Origin of the sequence: Burkholderia diffusa, from assembly GCF_902499115.1 — a bacterium.
In the GTDB taxonomy this organism is placed as follows: Bacteria; Pseudomonadota; Gammaproteobacteria; order Burkholderiales; family Burkholderiaceae; genus Burkholderia; species Burkholderia diffusa.
The window spans coordinates 1-19,243 of the sequence record NZ_CABVPN010000040.1; the positions used below are offsets into that span (position 1 = coordinate 1).

Annotated in this window: 15 protein-coding genes; 3 read left to right on the top strand and 12 right to left on the bottom strand. The window is 67.1% G+C overall.

What is annotated here, in order from left to right:
- Nucleotides 1-173 precede the first annotated feature (173 nt).
- Both BTE28158_RS30040 and uraH read right to left on the bottom strand, forming a co-directional pair.
- Complete coding sequence (locus BTE28158_RS30040) at nt 174-1,367, bottom strand: urate hydroxylase PuuD (protein ID WP_059599958.1); 1,194 nt, start codon at nt 1,365-1,367, stop codon at nt 174-176.
- A 67-nt stretch (nt 1,368-1,434) separates the two neighbouring features.
- On the bottom strand, nt 1,435-1,788 hold the full coding sequence (uraH, locus tag BTE28158_RS30045) for a hydroxyisourate hydrolase (protein WP_011657188.1): 354 nt from the start codon (nt 1,786-1,788) through the stop codon (nt 1,435-1,437).
- 511 nt (nt 1,789-2,299) lie between these two features.
- Between uraH and BTE28158_RS30050 the strand changes: the two genes are divergently transcribed.
- Entirely contained in the window at nt 2,300-3,712 is a 1,413-nt protein-coding gene (locus tag BTE28158_RS30050; protein ID WP_151048934.1) for an 8-oxoguanine deaminase, read from the top strand.
- A 118-nt stretch (nt 3,713-3,830) separates the two neighbouring features.
- On the opposite strand, the gene BTE28158_RS30055 is transcribed toward BTE28158_RS30050, so the two are convergent.
- On the bottom strand, nt 3,831-4,760 hold the full coding sequence (locus tag BTE28158_RS30055; protein ID WP_059599960.1) for a LysR substrate-binding domain-containing protein: 930 nt from the start codon (nt 4,758-4,760) through the stop codon (nt 3,831-3,833).
- A gap of 221 nt (nt 4,761-4,981) precedes the next feature.
- On the bottom strand, nt 4,982-5,191 hold the full coding sequence (locus BTE28158_RS30060) for a dodecin (protein ID WP_006755984.1): 210 nt from the start codon (nt 5,189-5,191) through the stop codon (nt 4,982-4,984).
- A gap of 134 nt (nt 5,192-5,325) precedes the next feature.
- Here BTE28158_RS30060 and BTE28158_RS30065 point away from each other — a divergent pair, with 134 nt between their 5' ends.
- On the top strand, nt 5,326-6,219 hold the full coding sequence (locus BTE28158_RS30065; RefSeq protein WP_151048935.1) for an NAD(P)-dependent oxidoreductase: 894 nt from the start codon (nt 5,326-5,328) through the stop codon (nt 6,217-6,219).
- 77 nt (nt 6,220-6,296) lie between these two features.
- Here BTE28158_RS30065 and BTE28158_RS30070 read toward each other — a convergent pair whose 3' ends face one another.
- The 4 genes from BTE28158_RS30070 to BTE28158_RS30085 form a co-directional block, all read right to left on the bottom strand.
- A complete protein-coding gene (locus tag BTE28158_RS30070) occupies nt 6,297-6,743 on the bottom strand; it encodes a hypothetical protein (RefSeq protein ID WP_027784713.1) in 447 nt (148 codons plus the stop codon).
- 331 nt (nt 6,744-7,074) lie between these two features.
- Nucleotides 7,075-7,506 (bottom strand): large conductance mechanosensitive channel protein MscL, encoded by a 432-nt coding sequence (gene mscL / locus BTE28158_RS30075; RefSeq protein WP_034207569.1) that lies wholly within the window; start codon nt 7,504-7,506, stop codon nt 7,075-7,077.
- A gap of 249 nt (nt 7,507-7,755) precedes the next feature.
- The gene (locus BTE28158_RS30080; RefSeq protein ID WP_151048936.1) at nt 7,756-8,931 is read right to left on the bottom strand and encodes a tetratricopeptide repeat protein; all 1,176 of its coding nucleotides are present in this window, start codon (nt 8,929-8,931) and stop codon (nt 7,756-7,758) included.
- 78 nt (nt 8,932-9,009) lie between these two features.
- On the bottom strand, nt 9,010-9,690 hold the full coding sequence (locus tag BTE28158_RS30085) for a PspA/IM30 family protein (RefSeq protein ID WP_044843730.1): 681 nt from the start codon (nt 9,688-9,690) through the stop codon (nt 9,010-9,012).
- A 437-nt stretch (nt 9,691-10,127) separates the two neighbouring features.
- On the opposite strand from BTE28158_RS30085, the gene BTE28158_RS30090 reads away from it, so the two are divergent.
- A complete protein-coding gene (locus tag BTE28158_RS30090; protein ID WP_151048937.1) occupies nt 10,128-12,647 on the top strand; it encodes a penicillin-binding protein 1A in 2,520 nt (839 codons plus the stop codon).
- An 87-nt stretch (nt 12,648-12,734) separates the two neighbouring features.
- On the opposite strand, the gene BTE28158_RS30095 is transcribed toward BTE28158_RS30090, so the two are convergent.
- The 4 genes from BTE28158_RS30095 to mfd all read right to left on the bottom strand — a co-directional run bounded on the left by BTE28158_RS30095 (nt 12,735) and on the right by mfd (nt 19,205).
- Nucleotides 12,735-13,205 (bottom strand): DUF3574 domain-containing protein, encoded by a 471-nt coding sequence (locus tag BTE28158_RS30095; protein WP_059599965.1) that lies wholly within the window; start codon nt 13,203-13,205, stop codon nt 12,735-12,737.
- A gap of 133 nt (nt 13,206-13,338) precedes the next feature.
- Nucleotides 13,339-14,358 carry a threonine/serine dehydratase family protein gene (locus BTE28158_RS30100; protein WP_151048938.1) on the bottom strand — a complete coding sequence of 340 codons (1,020 nt, stop codon included), beginning with the start codon at nt 14,356-14,358 and terminating at the stop codon, nt 13,339-13,341.
- 59 nt (nt 14,359-14,417) lie between these two features.
- Nucleotides 14,418-15,638: an acetylornithine deacetylase gene (gene argE, locus BTE28158_RS30105; RefSeq protein ID WP_151048939.1), complete on the bottom strand. Its 1,221-nt coding sequence runs from the start codon at nt 15,636-15,638 to the stop codon at nt 14,418-14,420.
- 96 nt (nt 15,639-15,734) lie between these two features.
- Nucleotides 15,735-19,205 (bottom strand): transcription-repair coupling factor, encoded by a 3,471-nt coding sequence (gene mfd, locus BTE28158_RS30110; protein ID WP_124902354.1) that lies wholly within the window; start codon nt 19,203-19,205, stop codon nt 15,735-15,737.
- Nucleotides 19,206-19,243 lie beyond the last annotated feature (38 nt).

A 19,243-nucleotide genomic window follows, 5' to 3' on the forward strand; every position in this document is an offset into this window, starting at 1 on the left:
TGGACCGCCTCAGCCGATTCCATCCTCGAAAAGCTGCATCGACTTTGCTCGCGAATCAGCGGAACAGGACACTAGCGGGGCACACGTTCCGGACGGGCAAAAAAAACGGGCCCGTTTCCGGGCCCGCGAACGGAGAGGATTGCGCCGGCAACCGACGGCCGGCGCACGGCGGCTTACTTGACCGCGCCACCCTCGAACCATGCGGCGAGCTTCACGCGCTCGTCGTCGGTCATGTGCGTGACGTTGCCGATCGGCATCGCCTTCAGGCGCACGGCCTGTTCGTAGATGCGTTGCGCGTTCTTCGATACTTCGTCCGGCGTATCGAACATCACGCCGGCGGGCGCGCTGCCCATCAGTGTCGGCTTCGCCGAGTGGCACTCGACGCAGCGCTGCTGCAGGATCGGCATGATGTCGTTGATCACGATCTTCGGTGCGTTGGCCGCCTGCGCTTCCGGCGCGACCGGCTTCGGCATCGTCCACACCAGTGCGCCCGACAGCAGCGCGACACCGCCGATCGGCAGGTACCACAGCTGCTTGCCGCGGTGACGCATCACGAAGAACTGACGGATCAGCGCGCCGGCCAGCATGATCAGCACGAGCACGACCCAGTTGAACTTGTTCGTGTACGTCATCGCATAGTGGTTCGACAGCATCGCGAACACGACCGGCAGCGTGAAATACGTGTTGTGCACCGAACGCTGCTTGCCGCGCTTGCCGTAGATCGGGTTCGGTTCTTCGCCCTTGAGCATCTTGTCGACCATCTTGCGCTGGCCGGGGATGATGACGAAGAACACGTTCGCCGACATGATCGTCGCGAGCATCGCGCCGACGATCAGGTACGCCGCACGGCCCGAGAAGATGTGGCACGCGAGGTACGCGGCGACGACGACGTAGACGCCGACGCAGATGCCCAGCACGCGATCGTTGGTGCCGAGGATTCGGCACAGCGAGTCGTAGACGATCCAGCCGGCCGCGAGGAAGCCGAGGGCGGAGGCGACGGCGACCACCGGGCCCATGTCGAGCACGCTCTTGTCGATCAGGTACGTGTTCGGTGCGAGCAGGTACAGCACGAAGAACAGCGAGAAGCCCGACAGCCAGGTCGTGTACGACGGCCACTTCGACCAGTGCAGGTCATCCGGCATTTCCGGCGGGGCGACCGTGTACTTCTGCATGTTGTAGAAACCACCACCGTGGACGTGCCACAGTTCGCCGAACACGCCGCGCTTGCGCTGGTTCGCGTCGGTCGGCGGTTTCAGGCTGTTGTCGAGCGCGACGAAATAGAAGGACTCGCCGATCCACGCAATGGCGACGATGACGTGCAGCCATCGCAGCGCGAGGTTCAGCCAGTCGGTGATGAAGCCTTCCATGAAACTCCTCCAGACTCAGATCGTTGTCTTTGATGCGGGCGCCGATGCGTCGGGCGCCGATGCGCTGTCAGCTGCCGCGATAGGTGCTGTACGACCACGGCGACACGAGCAGCGGCACGTGGTAGTGCGATGCGGTGTCGGCGATGCCGAAGCGCAGGACGACGCGGTCGACGAAGCGGGGTTCGGGCACCTTCACGCCGAGCGACGCGAAGTAGTCGCCGGCATGGAACACGAGTTCGTATTCGCCGGCGGCGAGCGCGGCGCCTTCGAGCAGGGGTTCGTCGCAGCGGCCGTCGCTATTGGTCAGAACGGTCTTGATTGCGCGGCGCGATTCGCCGTCCAGCGCGTAGAGGTCCACCTTGATGGCAGCGCCGGGGCGACCGTGTGCCGTATCGAGTACGTGGGTAGTGAGCTTTCCCATTCGCAATTGTCCTTGTGTGAATGCGAGGTTCGGCGGCGACTCGATCCATTGACTGTGCGGCGGATCGAGGCTCCACGTCACGTGGCTACATACCCGTCGGCGAGATTGAAGCGAGCGCCGTGCAGGCATTGTAAAAAGGTTCCCCGCGCAAATACGGGCGCGATATCAAAGATAATGCGCCGCGCATGAGCGGCTGTCGACGGCACGCCGGATACGGCTTCCGGCGGCCGTTTCGGGCGCTCGGCCGGGCGTTGCGCGGCGTACCATATCGAATCCGTGAAGCGCAGTATTCCGGATCGCGCATTGTGTGCGGCGCGCGCTTGGGCGATCCTCCCGCCGTGCGCGTCGGCCCGTGGCTCGCGCGCACCCCGAAGACGGCGAGCACGCCGGGTAACCGGGCCAGGGCGTTCGAACGGACGCAGGCACCGGAGCGTGCCGCGATTCAGCGTTCGAACGGCTGTGTGACCGTCCCCAGGAACCGCCCCTGGGGGCAGACCGACGCGGAGAACGCATGAACCTCGAGCAGCACGCTGGCGCACGCGCGCCGAACTCTTCCTCATCCCGCCCGAGAACCCTGCTGGTCAAGCACGCCGACGTGCTCGTGACCATGGACGACACACGCCGCGAGCTGCGCGACGCGGGGCTCTATATCGAAGACAACCGGATCGTCGCGGTCGGCCCGAGCGCCGAGTTGCCCGATACCGCGGACGAAGTGCTCGACCTGCGCGGCCACCTCGTGATCCCGGGGCTCGTGAACACGCATCACCACATGTACCAGAGCCTCACACGCGCGGTGCCGGCCGCGCAGAACGCCGAACTGTTCGGCTGGCTGACGAACCTGTACCGGATCTGGGCGCACCTGACACCCGAGATGATCGAGGTGTCGACGCTGACCGCGATGGCCGAACTGCTGCAGTCGGGCTGCACGACGTCGAGCGACCATCTGTACATCTATCCGAACGGAAGCCGGCTCGACGACAGCATCGGCGCCGCGCAGCGAATCGGCATGCGCTTTCATGCGAGCCGCGGTGCGATGAGCGTCGGCCAGCGCGATGGCGGACTGCCGCCCGATTCGGTCGTCGAGCGCGAGCCCGACATCCTGCGCGATGCGCAGCGCCTGATCGAGACCTATCACGACGAAGGCCGCTACGCGATGCTGCGGGTGGTGGTCGCGCCGTGCTCGCCGTTCTCGGTGAGCCGCGGCCTGATGCGCGACGCGGCCGTGCTCGCGCGCGACTACGGCGTGTCGCTGCACACGCACCTGGCCGAGAACGTCAACGACATCGCGTACAGCCGCGAGAAGTTCGGGATGACGCCTGCCGAATACGCGGAAGATCTCGGCTGGGTCGGCCACGACGTGTGGCACGCGCACTGCGTGCAGCTCGACGATGCGGGCATCGGCCTGTTCGCGCGCACCGGCACCGGCGTCGCGCATTGCCCATGTTCGAACATGCGGCTCGCGTCGGGCATCGCGCCCGTGAAGAAGATGCGTCTCGCGGGTGTGCCGGTCGGGCTCGGCGTCGACGGTTCCGCGTCGAACGACGGCGCGCAGATGGTTGCGGAAGTGCGGCAGGCGCTGCTGCTGCAGCGGGTCGGTTTCGGGCCCGACGCGATGACCGCGCGCGAGGCGCTCGAGATCGCGACGCTGGGCGGCGCGAAGGTGCTGAACCGTGACGACATCGGCGCGCTGAAGCCAGGCATGGCCGCGGACTTCGCCGCGTTCGACCTGCGTCAGCCGCTGTTCGCGGGCGCGCTGCACGATCCGGTTGCGGCGCTCGTGTTCTGCGCGCCGTCGCAGACGGCGTACACGGTGGTGAACGGGAAGGTGGTGGTGCGGGAAGGGCGGCTCGCGACGCTCGACCTGCCGCCGGTCATCGAGCGTCACAACGCGCTGGCGCAAGCACTCGTGGAGGCGTCGCGCTGACGCATCGATGTGAAGGTCGCGCTGCGATCGGGCGCGTGGCCGAGGCCATGGCCGCCACACGCCACGATTGCACGGGGCCGCACCGCGACGGCATGGCCGCCGCGCGCGTCGTGCGCGATTACGTCTCGATCAGCGTGCGGGTTGCTTCGGCGACGAGGCTGCGCAGCCAGCGCACTTCGTCGGAGTAGTGGCAGCGTTCGTGCCACAGCTGGTAGTACTGCATCGGCGGGAAGTCGAGCGGCGCCGGCACGACCGACAGCGGCAGGAACTTCGCGTAGTGATCGGCGAACAGGCGCGTCGTCGTGAAGATCAGGTCGGACTTCACCAGCACGTACGGCGCGAGGTTGAAGTACGGCAGCGTGACGACCACGTGACGCTTGAGCCGTTCGCGCGCGAGATGCACGTCGATCGCGCCGCGCTGGCCGACCGAGTACGGCGTCGGCGCGAGATGCGGCGCGTTCAGGTACTGGTCGAGCGTGAGCCCGCCGCGCTTCGCGAACGGATGCGTGTTGCTCATCAGGCAGACGATTTCATCGACGAACAGGTTCGACAGGTGCAACTGCTCGGGTGGCTCGGGCCAGTTGCCGACGACGATGTCGAGCTTGCCGTCTTCCAGCGCGAGCTCGTAGTCGAATGCGGGGCCGAGCGAGTGGAACTCGAGCGTCGCGTTCGGCGCCGCCTGGCGGAAGCGTTCGACGACGGTCGGCACGAACAGCACGTTCAGGTAGTCGGGGCAGCCGATCCGGTAGCAGCGGATCGACGTGGCCGGGTCGAAATTGTGCTGCTGGAACTTGATGCGCTCGATTTCGCGCAGTGCGTTCTGCACCGGCTCGAGCAGGCGCAATCCGTACTCGGTTGGGACCATGCCGGACTTGCCGCGCACGAGCAGCGGGTCGCCTGTGATGTCGCGCAGGCGCCGCAGTGCGGCGCTGATCGCCGGTTGCGACTGGTTCAGTTTGACGGCCGCGCGCGTGACGCTGCGCTCCATCAACAAGGTGTGCAAGACGCGCAAGAGGTACGTGTCGATCGCCTCGCGTTGCTGACTCATGATTTCTCCGGTTTATATGTCTGGGCTGATCGAGGGGTGATGTGGGTATATGGTTTTTAATATGAACGAAAACCAGCGTCAAGAGATGGATACCCGCACACGCACGCCGGCCGGGCCTCGCGAAGGGACCCGAACGGGGCGTGATGCGGGTGGGCGCGGCGCCGCGCGGATGCGCATTGCACGCATCCGGCGGCCAGTGCACCGCGCGTGACGCGCGTGCGTCAGTCGTCGATACGCATGCCGACTTTCAGCGTGACTTGCCAGTGGATGACCTGGTCGCCTTCGATGTGGCCGCGCGTTTCGGTGACCTGGAACCAGTGCAGGTTGTGCAGCGTCTTGCCGGCTTTCGAGATCGCGTTGCGGATGGCGTCGTCGCACGATTGCCGCGACGAACCGGTCAGTTCAATCAGCTTGTAGACGTGGTCGCTCATGATGCGCTCCCTGGGATGTCGGTGTGTGCGGCCGCGCAAGCGGCGGGCCCGAGGCGGCACCGCGCGTGTCCGGCTTCTTGAGTGATAGGTATGATGGGCGGCAAGTGCAACCCCAATTGGAGACGAGGAACATCGTGGAAGTCGGATTTTGCGGACCGGGATTGATGGGCGCGCCGATGATTCGGCATTTGCTGGCGGCGGGCCATCGGGTCAGCGTATGGAACCGGACGCGCGCCAAGGCCGAGGCGCTCGAAAAGGACGGTGCACAGGTGGTCGACACGCCACGCGAACTGGCGGAGCGCGTCGACACGGTGTTCGTGTGCGTGCTCGACGGCCGTGCGGTCGGCGACGTCGCGTTCGGCGAGCACGGGCTCCTCGCCGGCGATGCGAATGCGCGCCGCCTGAAGCGCATCGTCGATCATTCGAGCATTCCGCCTGCCGCGACGCGCGACTACGCGGCGCGCGCGGCCGCGCTCGGCGTCGGCTGGATCGACGCGCCCGTATCGGGTGGCGTGCCCGGCGCGCAGGCCGGCACGCTCGCGGTGATGGCGGGCGGTGGCGCGATCGACCTCGACGCGGTGCGGCCGCTGATCGACACCTACGCGTCGCGCATCACGCACATGGGCGACGCGGGCGCGGGCCAGACCGCGAAACTCTGCAACCAGGCGATCGTCACCGCGACGGTGACCGCGATCGCGGAAGCGGTCGGCTTCGCACAGGCGAGCGGCATCGACGCCGCGCGTCTGGCCGACGCACTGGCGGGCGGGTGGGCCGATTCGGTGCTGCTGCAGACCTTCGTGCCGCGCATGACGTCAGGCGGTCATCCGCCGATCGGCGCGCTGAGCACGTTCCAGAAGGACGTCGACGCGATCGCCGATGCGGCGCGCGACACCGGCGCGGTGATGCCCGTATCGGCCACGGTGCAGCAGGTGCTGCGGCTGGGCGCCGCGCAGGGGCTTGCCGGTGCCGATTTCGCCGCGTTCATCGACATCGTCCGGCCCGGCAACGGGCGCGCGACGGCGCAATGATCGCGCCGCGACAGTGAAGCGGGAAGCCTGAATGGCCGATGGGCCGCCCGGAGGCGGCCCATCGTGTCGGTGTCGGTTCAGCCGAGGGAGCGCGGTGTCGTGTCGCCGGCGTTCTGGCGTCCGAGGCCGCCGCGCAGGCTCGCCTTCGTGCCTGCACCAAATTCGGGCAGGATGCGCGCGCGGGCGCGGCTCGCGAACACGAGGAAGCCGAAGCCGTTCGCCTCGTACCAGTACCCGCCGTTCTCGAGGCCGTCGAGCGGTTGTTCGAGTGCGTTGGCGATCGATTCGATGCAGCGCTTGCGCAGTTCGGCGATGGCTGGATAGGGCGGCTGAGCGCCGCGCACGCTGCACAGGAGCACGTCGAGGCCGGGCAGCACATGCGCATACAGGACGGGTTCGTCCTGCGCACGGGCGCGGGCAATCTTGGTGTCGAGCTGCGCGAACGGTTTCGAGTGGCGCAATACCGCGAGGAACGACTCCTGGCCGTCCTGTTGCGCACGTCGACGTTTTTTCGGGAAGGACATAAACACTCGCCTCAAAAACAATTGCAAGAAATGCGGCACTTTCATGCGACCCACTCCCGGCTATGTACGCCGCATGTCGATCCTTTATAGCACACGAAAATGCTGCACTCGTGCGGTACGACGATCAATGTCTCCCGTCGACCCGCTTGCCACGATGATCGACACAGCCAGCGTCTTGGCGCCCGTACTGTCGTTTAGTCTCCATCATAGACCTGCTTTTCCCGCGCGTGCATTCGCGCGTCACAAAAAAGTGAGATGGGCCACGCGCGACGCGTGCCCATGAAAAAGGCCCGCACTTGGCGGGCCCGGCGGATGCTACGTGGCGCGGTGCTCAGCGTTGCTTGAGCGAATCGCGGATCTCGCGCAGCAGCACGGTGTCTTCCGGCGTCGCGGCCGGCGCGGCTTCTTCCGGCTTGCGCAGCTTGTTGATGAATTTCACCATCAGGAAAATGATGAATGCGAGGATCACGAAATTGATCGCCACGGTGATGAACGAGCCGTAGCCGAATGCGGCGACGCCCGCAGCCTGCAGGTCCTTGAACGAATCGGGATTACCCTTGAACGACGGAGGGATGGTGCCGAGCAGAACGAACTTGTTCGAGAAATCCAGACCGCCCGTCAGCACGCCGATCACCGGCATGATGAGGTCTTTCACGACCGAGTCGACGATCTTCGAGAATGCGCCGCCGATGATCACGCCGACGGCGAGATCCATCACGTTGCCTTTGACGGCGAACTCCTTGAATTCCTTGATTATGCTCATGAGCGGCTTTCTCCTGGTTGGGCGAGGGGAGGCGTGCCGCGACGCGCAGGGCTGCGAAGCGTCTGGCGGGTCGGAGGGGATCGGAGGCACGCCGATGGCCGCATGATAGCGAACGTGCCCCATTGCCGGTAGCCCATCTTGAAATGATTAACAAATCACGGAGGGCGCCGGTGCGAGCGGAAATGAAAGGAAGCGCGGTGTAAGGGGGGCGGGCGCGGCGCGATGCGTCAACGCCCGCGTGTGGACTGCTCAGGTGTTGTCGTCGGTCCAGCCGTCGTCGTTGCTGCCGAGATCGACGCTGCCTCCGCCGTTGCCGTCGCTCCAGTTCGAGTTGTCGCCGCGGCCGAGGTCGAAGCCCGGATCGTTGTTCTCCTGGCGCCGGCGCTGGTCGTCGACGATCACGTCGCGTTCGACCACGCGTTCGCGGCCGCCGGACATCGCCTCGCCGAGCAGCACGCCCGTCAGCAGCCCGCCCATTCCACCGCCGAAGCCACCGCCTTGCTGGACCACGACGGGCGGCTGCTGTTGCGGGTACGGCTGCTGCGGGTACGGTTGCTGCTGATAGGGCTGGCCTTGCATGCCGGTCACGCGATCGGCTTCCTGCGCATACACGGAGCCGCTGCCGTTTGCGGGCGCCGCGGGTTGCGCGCTCGGATCGGGGCGGCCTTCGACGCGTGCCTTCACGCTCGCATGTCGCTGTTCGAGTTCGTCGATGCGATACGGCGGCACCGGGTTCTTGCCGTTCGACAGCGCCTCGACGAGCGTGCGTGCATCGGTCTCGATGCCTTCGAGTTCGCCGGTGAGTGCGGCGGCGCCCGGCGCCGTCGACAGCTTCGCGTCGAGTTTCAGCGGACGGATGTCGTTCAGCACGTCGGTCGCGCGTTTCAACTGCGTGCGGCGTTCGTCGTCGGCGCGGCTGCTATCGGCGGAGCGTGCGCGCCGCAACGTCCAGCGCAGCACCAGCGCGATGATCGCGACGATCAGCCCGAGGCCGATCCACATGCCGGTCGACGGGCCGTGTTTCGCGACCGGCGCGGCGGGGGCGAGCGAAGACTGCAACGAACCGGCCTGGGTGGCCGACGGTGCATTGCCGCTTGTGCGCGCGGCGTCCGCGCGAATGCGCGATTCGGTCTGCGCGAAACGCGCCGCATCGGTGAAGCGCAGTTGCGGATCGAGCGACTTCGCTCGCTGCAGTTGCGCGAGCGCGTCGGACGCGCGGCCTTCGCGGTCCAGCACCTGTGCGTACAGGTAGCGCGCATGCGCGTTGTTCGGATGCGCGTCGATGACTTGCGACAGCTGCGTGTCGGCCTGCTGCCAGTTGCGCTGCGCGATCGATTGCTCGACCTGCTGCAGCGACGGGACTGCAAACGCGGCGGACGACAGCAGCATCAGCGAGAGGCCGAGAGCGGCGAGAGATTTCTTCATGGTCGAACCGGGCGCAAGCGCCCGTCTCCTGACGATCGGTGCGCGCCGCAGGCCCGGCGGGCCGCGGCGCGGTTGCCGTTACTGCGCGGGCGTGTCGAGCTGCTTCTTCAGCGCGGCGAGGCGGTCCTCGACCGACGGGCCCTTGTTCAGCGCGGCGAGCTTGTCGTCGAGCGCCTTGCCGCTCGACGTGTCGGCCGAATTCAGGCGGGCGTCCGAGCGTGCGTTCTGCAGCGCGACCTTGTCCTCGAGCTTCTGGAAATCCTCGGACAGGTTCTTGCCGCCGATGCCGCCCAGCGCGCTGGCCGCGACGTCCTTCGCCTGCGCGATTTCCTGCTTGGCCTGCAGGATGTTCGAGCGTGCGTTCAGGTCGTTGCGGCGCTGACGCATGTCCGCGATCTGCCCCTTCAGCTTGTCGACCGACGGCTCGAGCGTCGTGAGTTCGGCCGCGAGCGCATCGCGCTCGGCTTCCGCGTTCGATTGCGCGGCGAGCGCCTCGCGTGCGAGTGCTTCGTCGCCGGCCTGCAGCGCGCGCTTCGCGCCGTCCTCGTACTTCTTCACCTTGTCGTCGGCCGCATCGCGCTTGCTGCGCTGGGTCGCGACTTGTGCCTCGATCTCGATCAGCGAATTCTCGGCACGGCCGATGCTGTCGTCGAGCTCCCGCACGATCTGCCGTGCGTCGCGCGACGGATCCTGTACCGAGTCGGCCGCATCGTTCAGCAGGCCTTTGATCGTGCGCGAAACAGAGTCGAAAAGCGACATGAAATCCTCCGTGGTTGAAAGGTGCCGCGTCAGCGGCAATGCCCGTCGCGAATCGGTTCCGACCCGCGTGAGCTGGCGGATATTACACCGCCGGCCCCTTAAATACGGCTTAAGTGCCGGAGTTCAAGCGCCATGCGCGTGCGGGCTTCAACCTTTCGCATCTGAAAGAAACGCCGCGGCACGCACCGGGTTGCGAGTCCATGATAGGCGGAGCATCGCGCCAATACGTTCCGCAATTCACGCTTGTGCGGGAATTTTTACAAAAAATCGCGAAGCCGATCGGTCGATTTCATTAAAATGCGCTGTCACGTCGCGGGAACGGATCGCCGCGCGGCGGGGTCTGTCGACGTGACAGTTGCCACGATGCACCCACTCTGATTCATCCGCTTGCATTTTCCGCATGCGTCCGAGGGCGCCACGCCGCCCGCCATTCCGACATGCCAATTATCAAACGACCGTCTTCTCATTCCGACCGAAACGAGCCTCACTACACGTTGCGCCGTTCGCCGTCGGGGGCCTATTACCCCGATGACGACGACCGCGGCGACGACCGTCGCGCGCAGCGCAGCGGAGGCGGGGGCGCCGATCGCCGCTCGTTCGGCTCGCGCGTCGCGCTGTGGTTCGTCGGCCTGTTCGCGACGCTCGCGATCGTCGGTGCGCTGATCGTCGGCTACGCACTCGTCGTGATGGCGCCGCAACTGCCGTCGCTCGATGCGCTGACCAACTACCAGCCGAAGGTGCCGCTGCGCGTGTTCACGGCCGATCACGTGCTGATCGGCGAGTTCGGCGAGGAGCGCCGCAGCCTCGTGCGCTTCCAGGACATTCCCGACGTGATGAAGAAGGCGGTGCTCGCGATCGAGGACTACCGCTTCTACGAGCACGGCGGCGTGGACTTCCTCGGCATCCTGCGCGCGGGCGTCGCCGACCTGATGCACGGCGGCGCGCGCCAGGGCGCGAGCACGATCACGATGCAGGTCGCGCGCAACTTCTTCCTGTCGAGCGAGAAGACGTACACGCGCAAGATCTACGAGATGCTGCTCGCGTACAAGATCGAAAAGGCCCTGACGAAGGACCAGATCCTTGAGCTGTACATGAACCAGATCTACCTGGGCCAGCGCTCGTACGGTTTCGCGGCCGCCGCGCGCGTGTATTTCGGCAAGGACCTGAAGGACATCACGCTCGCGGAAGCGGCAATGCTCGCGGGGCTGCCGAAGGCGCCGTCCGCGTACAACCCGGTCGTCAATCCGAAGCGCGCGAAGGTGCGTCAGGAGTACATCCTGAAGCGCATGCTCGAGATCGGCTACATCACGCAGCCGCAGTACGACCAGGCGGTGAAGGAAGAGATCCACGTGCGCACGCCGGGCAACCAGTACGCGGTGCACGGCGAATACGTCGCCGAGATGGTGCGGCAGATGATGTATCAGCAGTACAAGGATGAAACCTATACGCGCGGGCTGACCGTCACGACGACGATCAACTCGGCCGATCAGGAAGCGGCGTACCAGGCCGTGCGTCGCGGCATTCTCGATTACGAGCGCCGCCACGGCTATCGCGGGCCGGAAGGCTCGATCAACCTGCCGGCGGCCGGCGACGATCGCGACGAGGCGATCGACGATGCGCTCGCCGATCACCCGGACAACGGCGACCTGCAGTCGGCGGTGGTGCTGGCTGCGGCGCCGAACGCGGTCGAGGTGCAGTTCGTCGGCGGCGCGACGACGACGATCGGCCCGGCCGGGCTGCGCTTCGTGTCGGCCGCGCTGAGCCCGCGCGCGAACGCGACGCTACGGATCAAGCCGGGCTCGATCGTGCGCGTGCTGAAGGACGGCAACGCGGGCTGGCAGGTCGTGCAACTGCCGCAGGTCGAAGGCGCGCTCGTCGCGATCGCGCCGCAGGACGGTGCGATCCGCTCGCTTGTCGGCGGCTTCGACTTCAACAAGAGCAAGTTCAACCACGTGACGCAGGCGTGGCGCCAGCCGGGTTCGTCGTTCAAGCCGTTCATCTATTCGGCGTCGCTCGACAAGGGCCTCGGACCGGCGACGATCATCAACGACGCACCGTTGTACTTCCCGCCGAGCGTGCCGGGCGGCACCGCGTGGGAGCCGAAGGACGACGACCAGCCCGACGGGCCGATGTCGATGCGTACGGCCCTGCAGCGTTCGAAGAACCTCGTGTCGATCCGGATCCTCGCGTCGATCGGCACGCAGTACGCGCAGGAGTACGTGACGCAGCGCTTCGGCTTCGATCCGGCGAAGACGCCGCCGTACCTGCCGATGGCGCTGGGTGCCGGCCTCGTCACGCCGCTGCAGCTCGCGACCGGCTATGCGGTGTTCGCGAACGGCGGCTACAAGGTCGATCCGTACCTGATCGCCGAAGTCGACGACGCGCGCGGCCAGCCGCTGCAGAAGTCGCAGCCGGTGATCGCCGGCGGCACCGCGCCGCGCACGATCGAGGGCCGCAACGCATACGTGATGAACAGCCTGCTGCACACGGTCGCGACGGCCGGCACGGGCGCGGGCACCAACGCGCTCGGCCGAAGCGACCTGCAGGGCAAGACGGGTACGACGAACGACGCGAAGGACGGCTGGTTCGCCGGCTACCAGCAGTCGCTCGTCGCCGTTGCATGGATGGGCTTCGACCAGCCGAAGAGCCTCGGCAGTCGCGAATTCGGCGCGCAGCTCGCACTGCCGATCTGGGTGAACTACATGCGCACCGCGCTGAACGGCGTGCCCGAGCAGCAGATGCCGATGCCGGACGGGCTGACGTCGATCGACGGCGAGCTTTACTACGCTGATCGCACGCCTGGCAACGGCTTCGTCGCGAGCGTGGACATCAACCCGGCCGCGAACGCGATCAGCGCGAACGACGCGCTCGGCTCGGCCGGCTCGGAGGGGCTCGCACCGCCGCCCGTCACGCAGCAGGAGAAGCAGCAGATCATGGACATGTTCGAGAGCAAGTAAGCGAAACGCGGATGTCTCGCATGCGACGGGCGCCTTCGGGCGCCCGTTTTTTTTGCGCATCGCCGCGCGTCGGTCGATGCGGACGAGTCAGAACGACGCGCAGGCCGGCACGCGCGTGATGCCGACCGACTCCTGCCGGAAGCGCTCGCGGTACGCTTGCCGGATCTCGGCAAGCCGCGCGTGCGTGGCGGCCGTATCGTCGGCGACGATGCGGACCACGAAACTCGCTTCGCGGATGATTTGGCCGGTGGCGCGGTCGCGCCATTGGCCGTGGGTGTCCCAGTACGTGAAGCCGTCCGGAAAGCGCGGCGTGACGACGTCGGCGAGGAAAGCCGCGCGTTCCGCATCGGTGACGGGGCCGCGTCCGGCGATTGCGCGCCCGAACAGCAGGTCGGCCTGAAGCATCTGGTGCGCGTCCGGCTGCACGCAGGCCGCGGGCGTGTCGATGACGGGCGAGGGTGGTGCCGCGCAACCAGCGAGCAGCGCGATGGCGGCGGCGCCGATCGCGTGGTGCGCGCGACGCCGCCACGTCGCGGGACGTGCGTTCGAAGACGGCATCTGCCTATTTCGCGTCCGGCGTGCTTCGCGCGCGTAAAACGCTGCGCGCTCAACCACTTGCGTGCATGTCCGGCGGGTTATCAACAGGGCTGTCAACATAAACTGGGGATAACCCTCGGTGCCGTGCACGGCTTCAGTGCTGCAGTTTCGCGTGCGCGAGATGCATGCCGAGCGTCGCGGGGTCGGTGTTCGTGCCCGACAGCAGTACGCCGACCCGCTTTCCCTGCAGCGTTTCGCGCAGCGGGCCGAGCAGCGCCGCGAGCGCTGCCGCGCACGCCGGTTCGACGGCCAGCTTCAGGTGCGAGAACAGGAACAGCATCGCCGCGCGCAGCGCGTCGTCGGACACCGTGACGATCCGGTCGACGTGGCGCCTGCACAGCTGGTAGCTGTATTCCTCGGTGTGCGGTGCCATCAACGAGTCGGCGATGGTCTGCATCGCGCTCATCGTGATCGTGTGATTCGCCGCGAAGCTGCGGCTCATCGCGTCGGCGCCTTCCGGTTCGACGCCATACACGTGCACGCGCGGATTCGCGAGCCGCAGCGCGGTCGCCATGCCGGCAGCGAGCCCGCCGCCGCCGATCGGCACGATCACCGCGTCGAGATCGGGCGTCTGCGTTGCCCATTCGTAGCCGAGCGTCGCGGTGCCGAGAATCGTGTGATAGCCGTTGAACGGATGGATGAAGAAGCGGCCTTCCTCCGCCTCGATCCGCCGCACGAGGTCGAATGCCTGCGACGCGCTGCCGGCGAGCACGACTTCCGCGCGGTACTGCTTGCACTGCGCGATGCGCGCCGGGCTCGCGGTATGGAACATCACGACCTTCGCGCTGCTGCCGAGCCGCATCGCCGCGTACGCGACGGCTGCCGCATGATTGCCGGCCGACACACACGTGACGCCGGCGCTCTTGCGCGCATCGTCGAGGGCCAGCAGGTGCGTGAACGCGCCACGCGCCTTGAAGCTGCCACTCACCTGCAGCAGCTCGAACTTGAAGTTGACGTGCGTGCCCTCGAGGGAAGGCAGGTCGGCGCGCTCGAACACGGGTGTGCGCGCGACCCACGGCGACAACGCGAAATGCTGCGCGGCGATTTCGTCGAGCGTCGGAATCGGCTCGCCGTCGATCGTCGTATGGGCAGTGCCCTGTTGTTCAGTCGACATGACGTGGCGGGTGGCGGGGTGGGCCGGCCCGCACACGCAGGCCGGCGTGGCGGGGGCAGTCAGTGTGCGTCGACCGACATGCTGCGGATGAACTTGCGCAGGAACTGCTCGCAGGCGGCGAGCTGCGCGAGTTCGACATATTCGTTCGGCTTGTGCGCCTGTTCGATGTTGCCGGGCCCGCAGACGATGCTCGGGATGCCCGCGCGTTCGAACAGGCCGGCCTCGGTGCCATATGCGACCTTGCGCTTGTCCTGGTCGGCCGTCAGCGCGCGCACGAGCTGCGTGATCGCGGCCTGTTCGGTCGCATCGAGCCCGGGTGCGGCGGCGATCTTCGAGAACTCGATCGCCGCATTCGGATGCTCGCGACGCATCTGCGGCAGCAGCGTTTCCTGCGCATACGCTTCGATGCGCGTGAAGATCTGCTCGGGATCGAGCGTCGGCAGGTTGCGGAACTCGAAGTCGAACCGGCATTCGGCCGGCACCGTGTTGATCGCGTTGCCGCCCTGGATCGTGCTCGTTTGCGCGGTCGTGAACGGTACGTCGTACAGCTCGTCGAACGGGCCTTCGGCGCGGAAGCGCTCTGCGATGTCGCGGATGTGGCAGATGAGGCGCGCCGCGTACTCGATCGCGTTCAGGCCCTTCGGCGTCAGCGACGAGTGTGCCGCGTGGCCGCGTACGCAGCAGCGATATGCGTTGATGCCCTTGTGCGCGATGATCGGCCGCATGCTGGTCGGCTCGCCGACGATGCAGCCGGACGGCTTCACGCCGCGCTTGACCAGATCGGCGATCAGAAGCGGTGCGCCCGCGCAGCCGATTTCCTCGTCATAGGACAGCGCGAAATGGATCGGCTTCGCGAGCTTCGTCGCCTGCATCTCGGGCAGCAGCGCGAGCGCCGTGCCGATGAAGCCCTTCATGTCGCACGTGCCGCGGCCATACAGGCGGCCGTCGCGCAGCTCCGGCGCGAACGGGTTGCTGTCCCACTGCTGGCCGTCGACCGGCACGACGTCGGTGTGCCCCGACAGCACGATGCCGCCGTCGGTCGAGCCGTCGTGCGCGGGCACCGTCGCGAACAGGTTGGCCCAGCCTTCGCGCGGATCGTGCGTGAGCGTCGACGCGATGCCCTTCGCGGCAAGCGCGTCGCGCACCGTTTCGATCAGGCCGAGGTTCGGCACGCGGCTCGTCGTGTCCATCGACACCAACTGCTTGATCCAGGGCAGGCTGACGAGCGAAGCGTCGCCTTGGTCGGCGGCGGACGGCGCCGTCGTGTCGAGAGTGGACATGGCAAAACTCCGTCTGATGAATGGGAAAATCATACTCAAAAACGCGTTCGCCCGCCTTCGTCGGCCGCGATGCGGTGCAGCATCGCGGCCGTGTGGTCAACGTGCCGCGCTCGCCGTGTCGGCGCGCGGCGCGAGTGCGCGCAGCGTTTCCTTGATCGTCGATACGCGGATCGCGAGATCGGGCGAGCGCGTCTCGATGCGCAGCTTGTCCTGGCCCGCGAGCTTGATGTGCCGGTGTTTCTGCACCATGTCGATGATCCGCATCGGGTCGATCGGCGGATTCGGCTCGAACTGCAGCCCGATCGCGGCCTCGCTCGCATCGATCTTGACGATGCCGAGCGGCTTCGCGGCGATCCGCAGCCGGTGCGTCTCGACGAGCGCGTGCGCCTGCGGCGGCAGCTTGCCGAAGCGGTCGATCAGCTCTTCCTGGATACCGTCGATCGCGTCGCCGTGCTCGCAGTTCGCGAGACGCTTGTACAGCGATAGCCGCTCCTGCACGTCCGCGCAGTAGTCGGCCGGCAGGATCGCGGGCGCATGCAGGTTGATTTCCGTCGTCGCGGCGAGCGGGGCGGTGAGGTCGGGCTCCTTGCCGTTCTTCAGCGCCTTCACCGCGTCGTTCAGCATGTCGGTGTAAAGCTGGAAGCCGATCTCGTGGATCTCGCCCGACTGCTTGTCGCCGAGCACCTCGCCGGTGCCGCGGATCTCGAGGTCGTGCATCGCGAGATAGAAGCCCGAACCGAGTTCCTCCATTTGCTGGATCGCCTCGAGCCGGCGCTGCGCCTGCTTGGTCAGCGACTGCGGGTCGTGGACCAGCAGGTACGCATACGCCTGGTGGTGCGAACGGCCGACGCGGCCGCGCAACTGGTGCAGCTGCGCGAGGCCGAACTTGTCCGAGCGATGCATGATGATCGTGTTCGCGCTCGGCACGTCGATGCCGGTTTCGATGATGGTCGTGCACAGCAGCACGTTCGCGCGCTGCGCGACGAAATCGCGCATCACGCGTTCGAGTTCGCGCTCGTGCATCTGGCCGTGCGCGATCACGATGCGCGCCTCGGGCACGAGTTCCTCGAGCATCGCCTTGCGGTTCTCGATCGTCTCGACCTCGTTGTGCAGGAAATACACCTGGCCGCCGCGCTTCAGCTCGCGCAGCATCGCCTCGCGGATCACGCTTTCCTCCTCGCGCCGCACGAAGGTCTTGATCGCGAGCCGCTTCTGCGGCGCGGTCGCGATCACCGAGAAATCGCGCAGTCCCTCGAGCGCCATCCCGAGCGTGCGCGGGATCGGCGTCGCGGTGAGCGTCAGCACGTCGACTTCCGCGCGCAGCGCCTTCAGCGCTTCCTTCTGGCGCACGCCGAAGCGGTGTTCCTCGTCGATGATGACGAGGCCGAGGCGCTTGAACTGCACGTCCGACGACAGCAGCTTGTGCGTGCCGATGACGATGTCGACGCTGCCTTCGTTGATCTGCGCGATCGCCGTGTTCACTTCCTTCGCGGTCTTGAAGCGCGACAGCTCGACGATCCGCACCGGCCAGTCCGCGAAGCGGTCCACGAAGGTCTGCGTGTGCTGCTCGGCGAGCAGCGTGGTCGGCGACAGCAGCGCGACCTGCTTGCCGCCCATCACCGCGATGAACGCGGCGCGCAGCGCGACCTCGGTCTTGCCGAAGCCGACGTCGCCGCACACGAGGCGGTCCATCGGCTTGCCGCTCGTCATGTCGCCGATCACGGCCGCGATCGCCGCGGCCTGGTCGGGCGTCTCCTCGAAGCCGAAGCTTTCCGCGAACTTCACGTAGTCGCGCGGGTCGAGCGCGAACGCGTGGCCTTCGCGGGCCGCGCGGCGCGCATACAGGTTCAGCAGCTCGGCGGCCGTGTCGCGAATTTGCTGCGCGGCCTTGCGCTTCGCGCGCTCCCACTGGCCCGAGCCGAGCGCGTGCAGTGGCGCGCTGTCGGGATCGGCGCCGCTGTAACGCGAGATCACGTGCAGTTGCGCGACCGGCACGTAGAGCTTGCTGTCGCCCGCGTATTCGAGATGCAGGAACTCGGTCTCGCCTTCGCCGAGATCCATCGACACGAGGCCCATGTAGCGGCCGATGCCGTGCTGCGCATGCACCACCGGATCGCCGACCTTCAGCTCCGACAGGTCGCGCACCATCGCGTCGACGTTGCTCGCCTGTTCCTGGCGGCGGCGCCCGGCGCGGCGGCCGAGCGCACCGTACAACTCGGTTTCGGTGACGATCGCGTAGCCTTCGCCCGGCACCGCGAAGCCGCTCGCGAGCGGCGCGACGCCGAGCGCGAAGGGCGCGTCGCTTTCGAGCCAGCCTGCGAAGTGGTCGTTCGACGCGGGGCGCAGGTGATGCTCGGCGAGCAGTTGCAGGATCGTTTCGCGGCGGCCGGCCGATTCGACCGTCAGCAGCACGCGCTTGCCCGACGATTCGACGTACGTGCGCAGCGCGGCGAGCGGATCGTCCGCATGGCGGTCGACGGTGAGCTCGGGCAGGCCGGTCGCCCAGCCGCCGGCCGGCTGCGCGGGCAGCACGACGCGCGCGAACGGCTTCGCGAACGCGAAGAAATCCTCGTCGGACAGGAACAGGCGCTGCGGCTCGAGGATCGGCCGCTCGCGATCGTGCGCGAGGAACGCGTGACGCTGCTTCGTATCGGCCGTGAAGCGGCGGATCGACGCTTCGAGGTCGCCGGTGAACACGAGGTGCGCATCCGGCGGCAGGTAGTGGAACAGCGTGGCCGTCTCGTCGAAGAAGAGGGGCAGGTAATACTCGATGCCGGCCGACGGCACGCCGTTGCCGATGTCCTTGTAGATCGGCGCGCGGCTCGGGTCGCCTTCGAAGGTTTCGCGCCAGCGGCTGCGGAAGGCCGTGCGCGCGGCTTCGTCGAACGGAAACTCGCGGCCGGGCAGGAGGCGCACGTCGCGCACCGGGTAGAGGCTGCGCTGCGTATCGGGATCGAACGCACGGATCGAGTCGACCTGGTCGTCGAACAGGTCGATCCGGTACGGCAGCGGCGAGCCCATCGGGTACAGGTCGATCAGCGAGCCGCGCACGCAGTATTCGCCGGGTCGCACGACCTGGCTCACGTGCTCGTAGCCGGCCAGCGTGAGTTGCGCCTTCAGCTTCGCCTCGTCGAGCCGCTCGCCCTGCGCGAACGCGAACGTGTACGCGGCCATGAACGACGCGGGCGGCATCCGGTACAGCGCCGTGGTCGCGGGCACCAGCAGGATGTCGCAGCGACCCTCGCCGAGGTCGTGCAGCGTCGCGAGGCGCTCGGAGACGAGATCCTGGTGCGGCGAGAACGTGTCGTACGGCAGCGTTTCCCAGTCCGGCAGCAGGCGCACGCGCGCATCGGGCGAGAAGTAGCGGATTTCCTGCGACAGCCGCTGCGCGTCGACCGCGTTCGCGCAGATCACCGCGAGGAGCGGGACCGCGTCGCGGTTGTCGGCGAGATAGCGGGCGATGGCGAGTGCGTCGGCGGAGCCGTGCGCGCCGTCGAAGGCGAACCGCTGGCCCGGTTTGACGCGGGCGACGGGCGAAGCGAACGGGGTGGAAGCGTTGTCTGGCATAGGGACGGCAGGGGTGGCGGGCACGGGCGCATCGCGGT

Excerpts from the sequence above, each read along its gene's own strand:
- BTE28158_RS30060 (WP_006755984.1), bottom strand. The coding sequence starts at position 5,191 with ATGAGCGACCACGTCTACAAGCTGATTGAACTGACCGGTTCGTCGCGG.
- BTE28158_RS30095 (WP_059599965.1), bottom strand. The coding sequence starts at position 13,205 with ATGCCGTCTTCGAACGCACGTCCCGCGACGTGGCGGCGTCGCGCGCAC.
- BTE28158_RS30100 (WP_151048938.1), bottom strand. The coding sequence starts at position 14,358 with ATGTCGACTGAACAACAGGGCACTGCCCATACGACGATCGACGGCGAG.
- BTE28158_RS30040 (WP_059599958.1), bottom strand. The coding sequence starts at position 1,367 with ATGGAAGGCTTCATCACCGACTGGCTGAACCTCGCGCTGCGATGGCTG.
- BTE28158_RS30070 (WP_027784713.1), bottom strand. The coding sequence starts at position 6,743 with ATGTCCTTCCCGAAAAAACGTCGACGTGCGCAACAGGACGGCCAGGAG.
- BTE28158_RS30055 (WP_059599960.1), bottom strand. The coding sequence starts at position 4,760 with ATGAGTCAGCAACGCGAGGCGATCGACACGTACCTCTTGCGCGTCTTG.
- argE (WP_151048939.1), bottom strand. The coding sequence starts at position 15,638 with ATGTCCACTCTCGACACGACGGCGCCGTCCGCCGCCGACCAAGGCGAC.
- BTE28158_RS30085 (WP_044843730.1), bottom strand. The coding sequence starts at position 9,690 with ATGTCGCTTTTCGACTCTGTTTCGCGCACGATCAAAGGCCTGCTGAAC.
- BTE28158_RS30090 (WP_151048937.1), top strand. The coding sequence starts at position 10,128 with ATGCCAATTATCAAACGACCGTCTTCTCATTCCGACCGAAACGAGCCT.
- mfd (WP_124902354.1), bottom strand. The coding sequence starts at position 19,205 with ATGCCAGACAACGCTTCCACCCCGTTCGCTTCGCCCGTCGCCCGCGTC.
- BTE28158_RS30050 (WP_151048934.1), top strand. The coding sequence starts at position 2,300 with ATGAACCTCGAGCAGCACGCTGGCGCACGCGCGCCGAACTCTTCCTCA.
- mscL (WP_034207569.1), bottom strand. The coding sequence starts at position 7,506 with ATGAGCATAATCAAGGAATTCAAGGAGTTCGCCGTCAAAGGCAACGTG.
- uraH (WP_011657188.1), bottom strand. The coding sequence starts at position 1,788 with ATGGGAAAGCTCACTACCCACGTACTCGATACGGCACACGGTCGCCCC.
- BTE28158_RS30080 (WP_151048936.1), bottom strand. The coding sequence starts at position 8,931 with ATGAAGAAATCTCTCGCCGCTCTCGGCCTCTCGCTGATGCTGCTGTCG.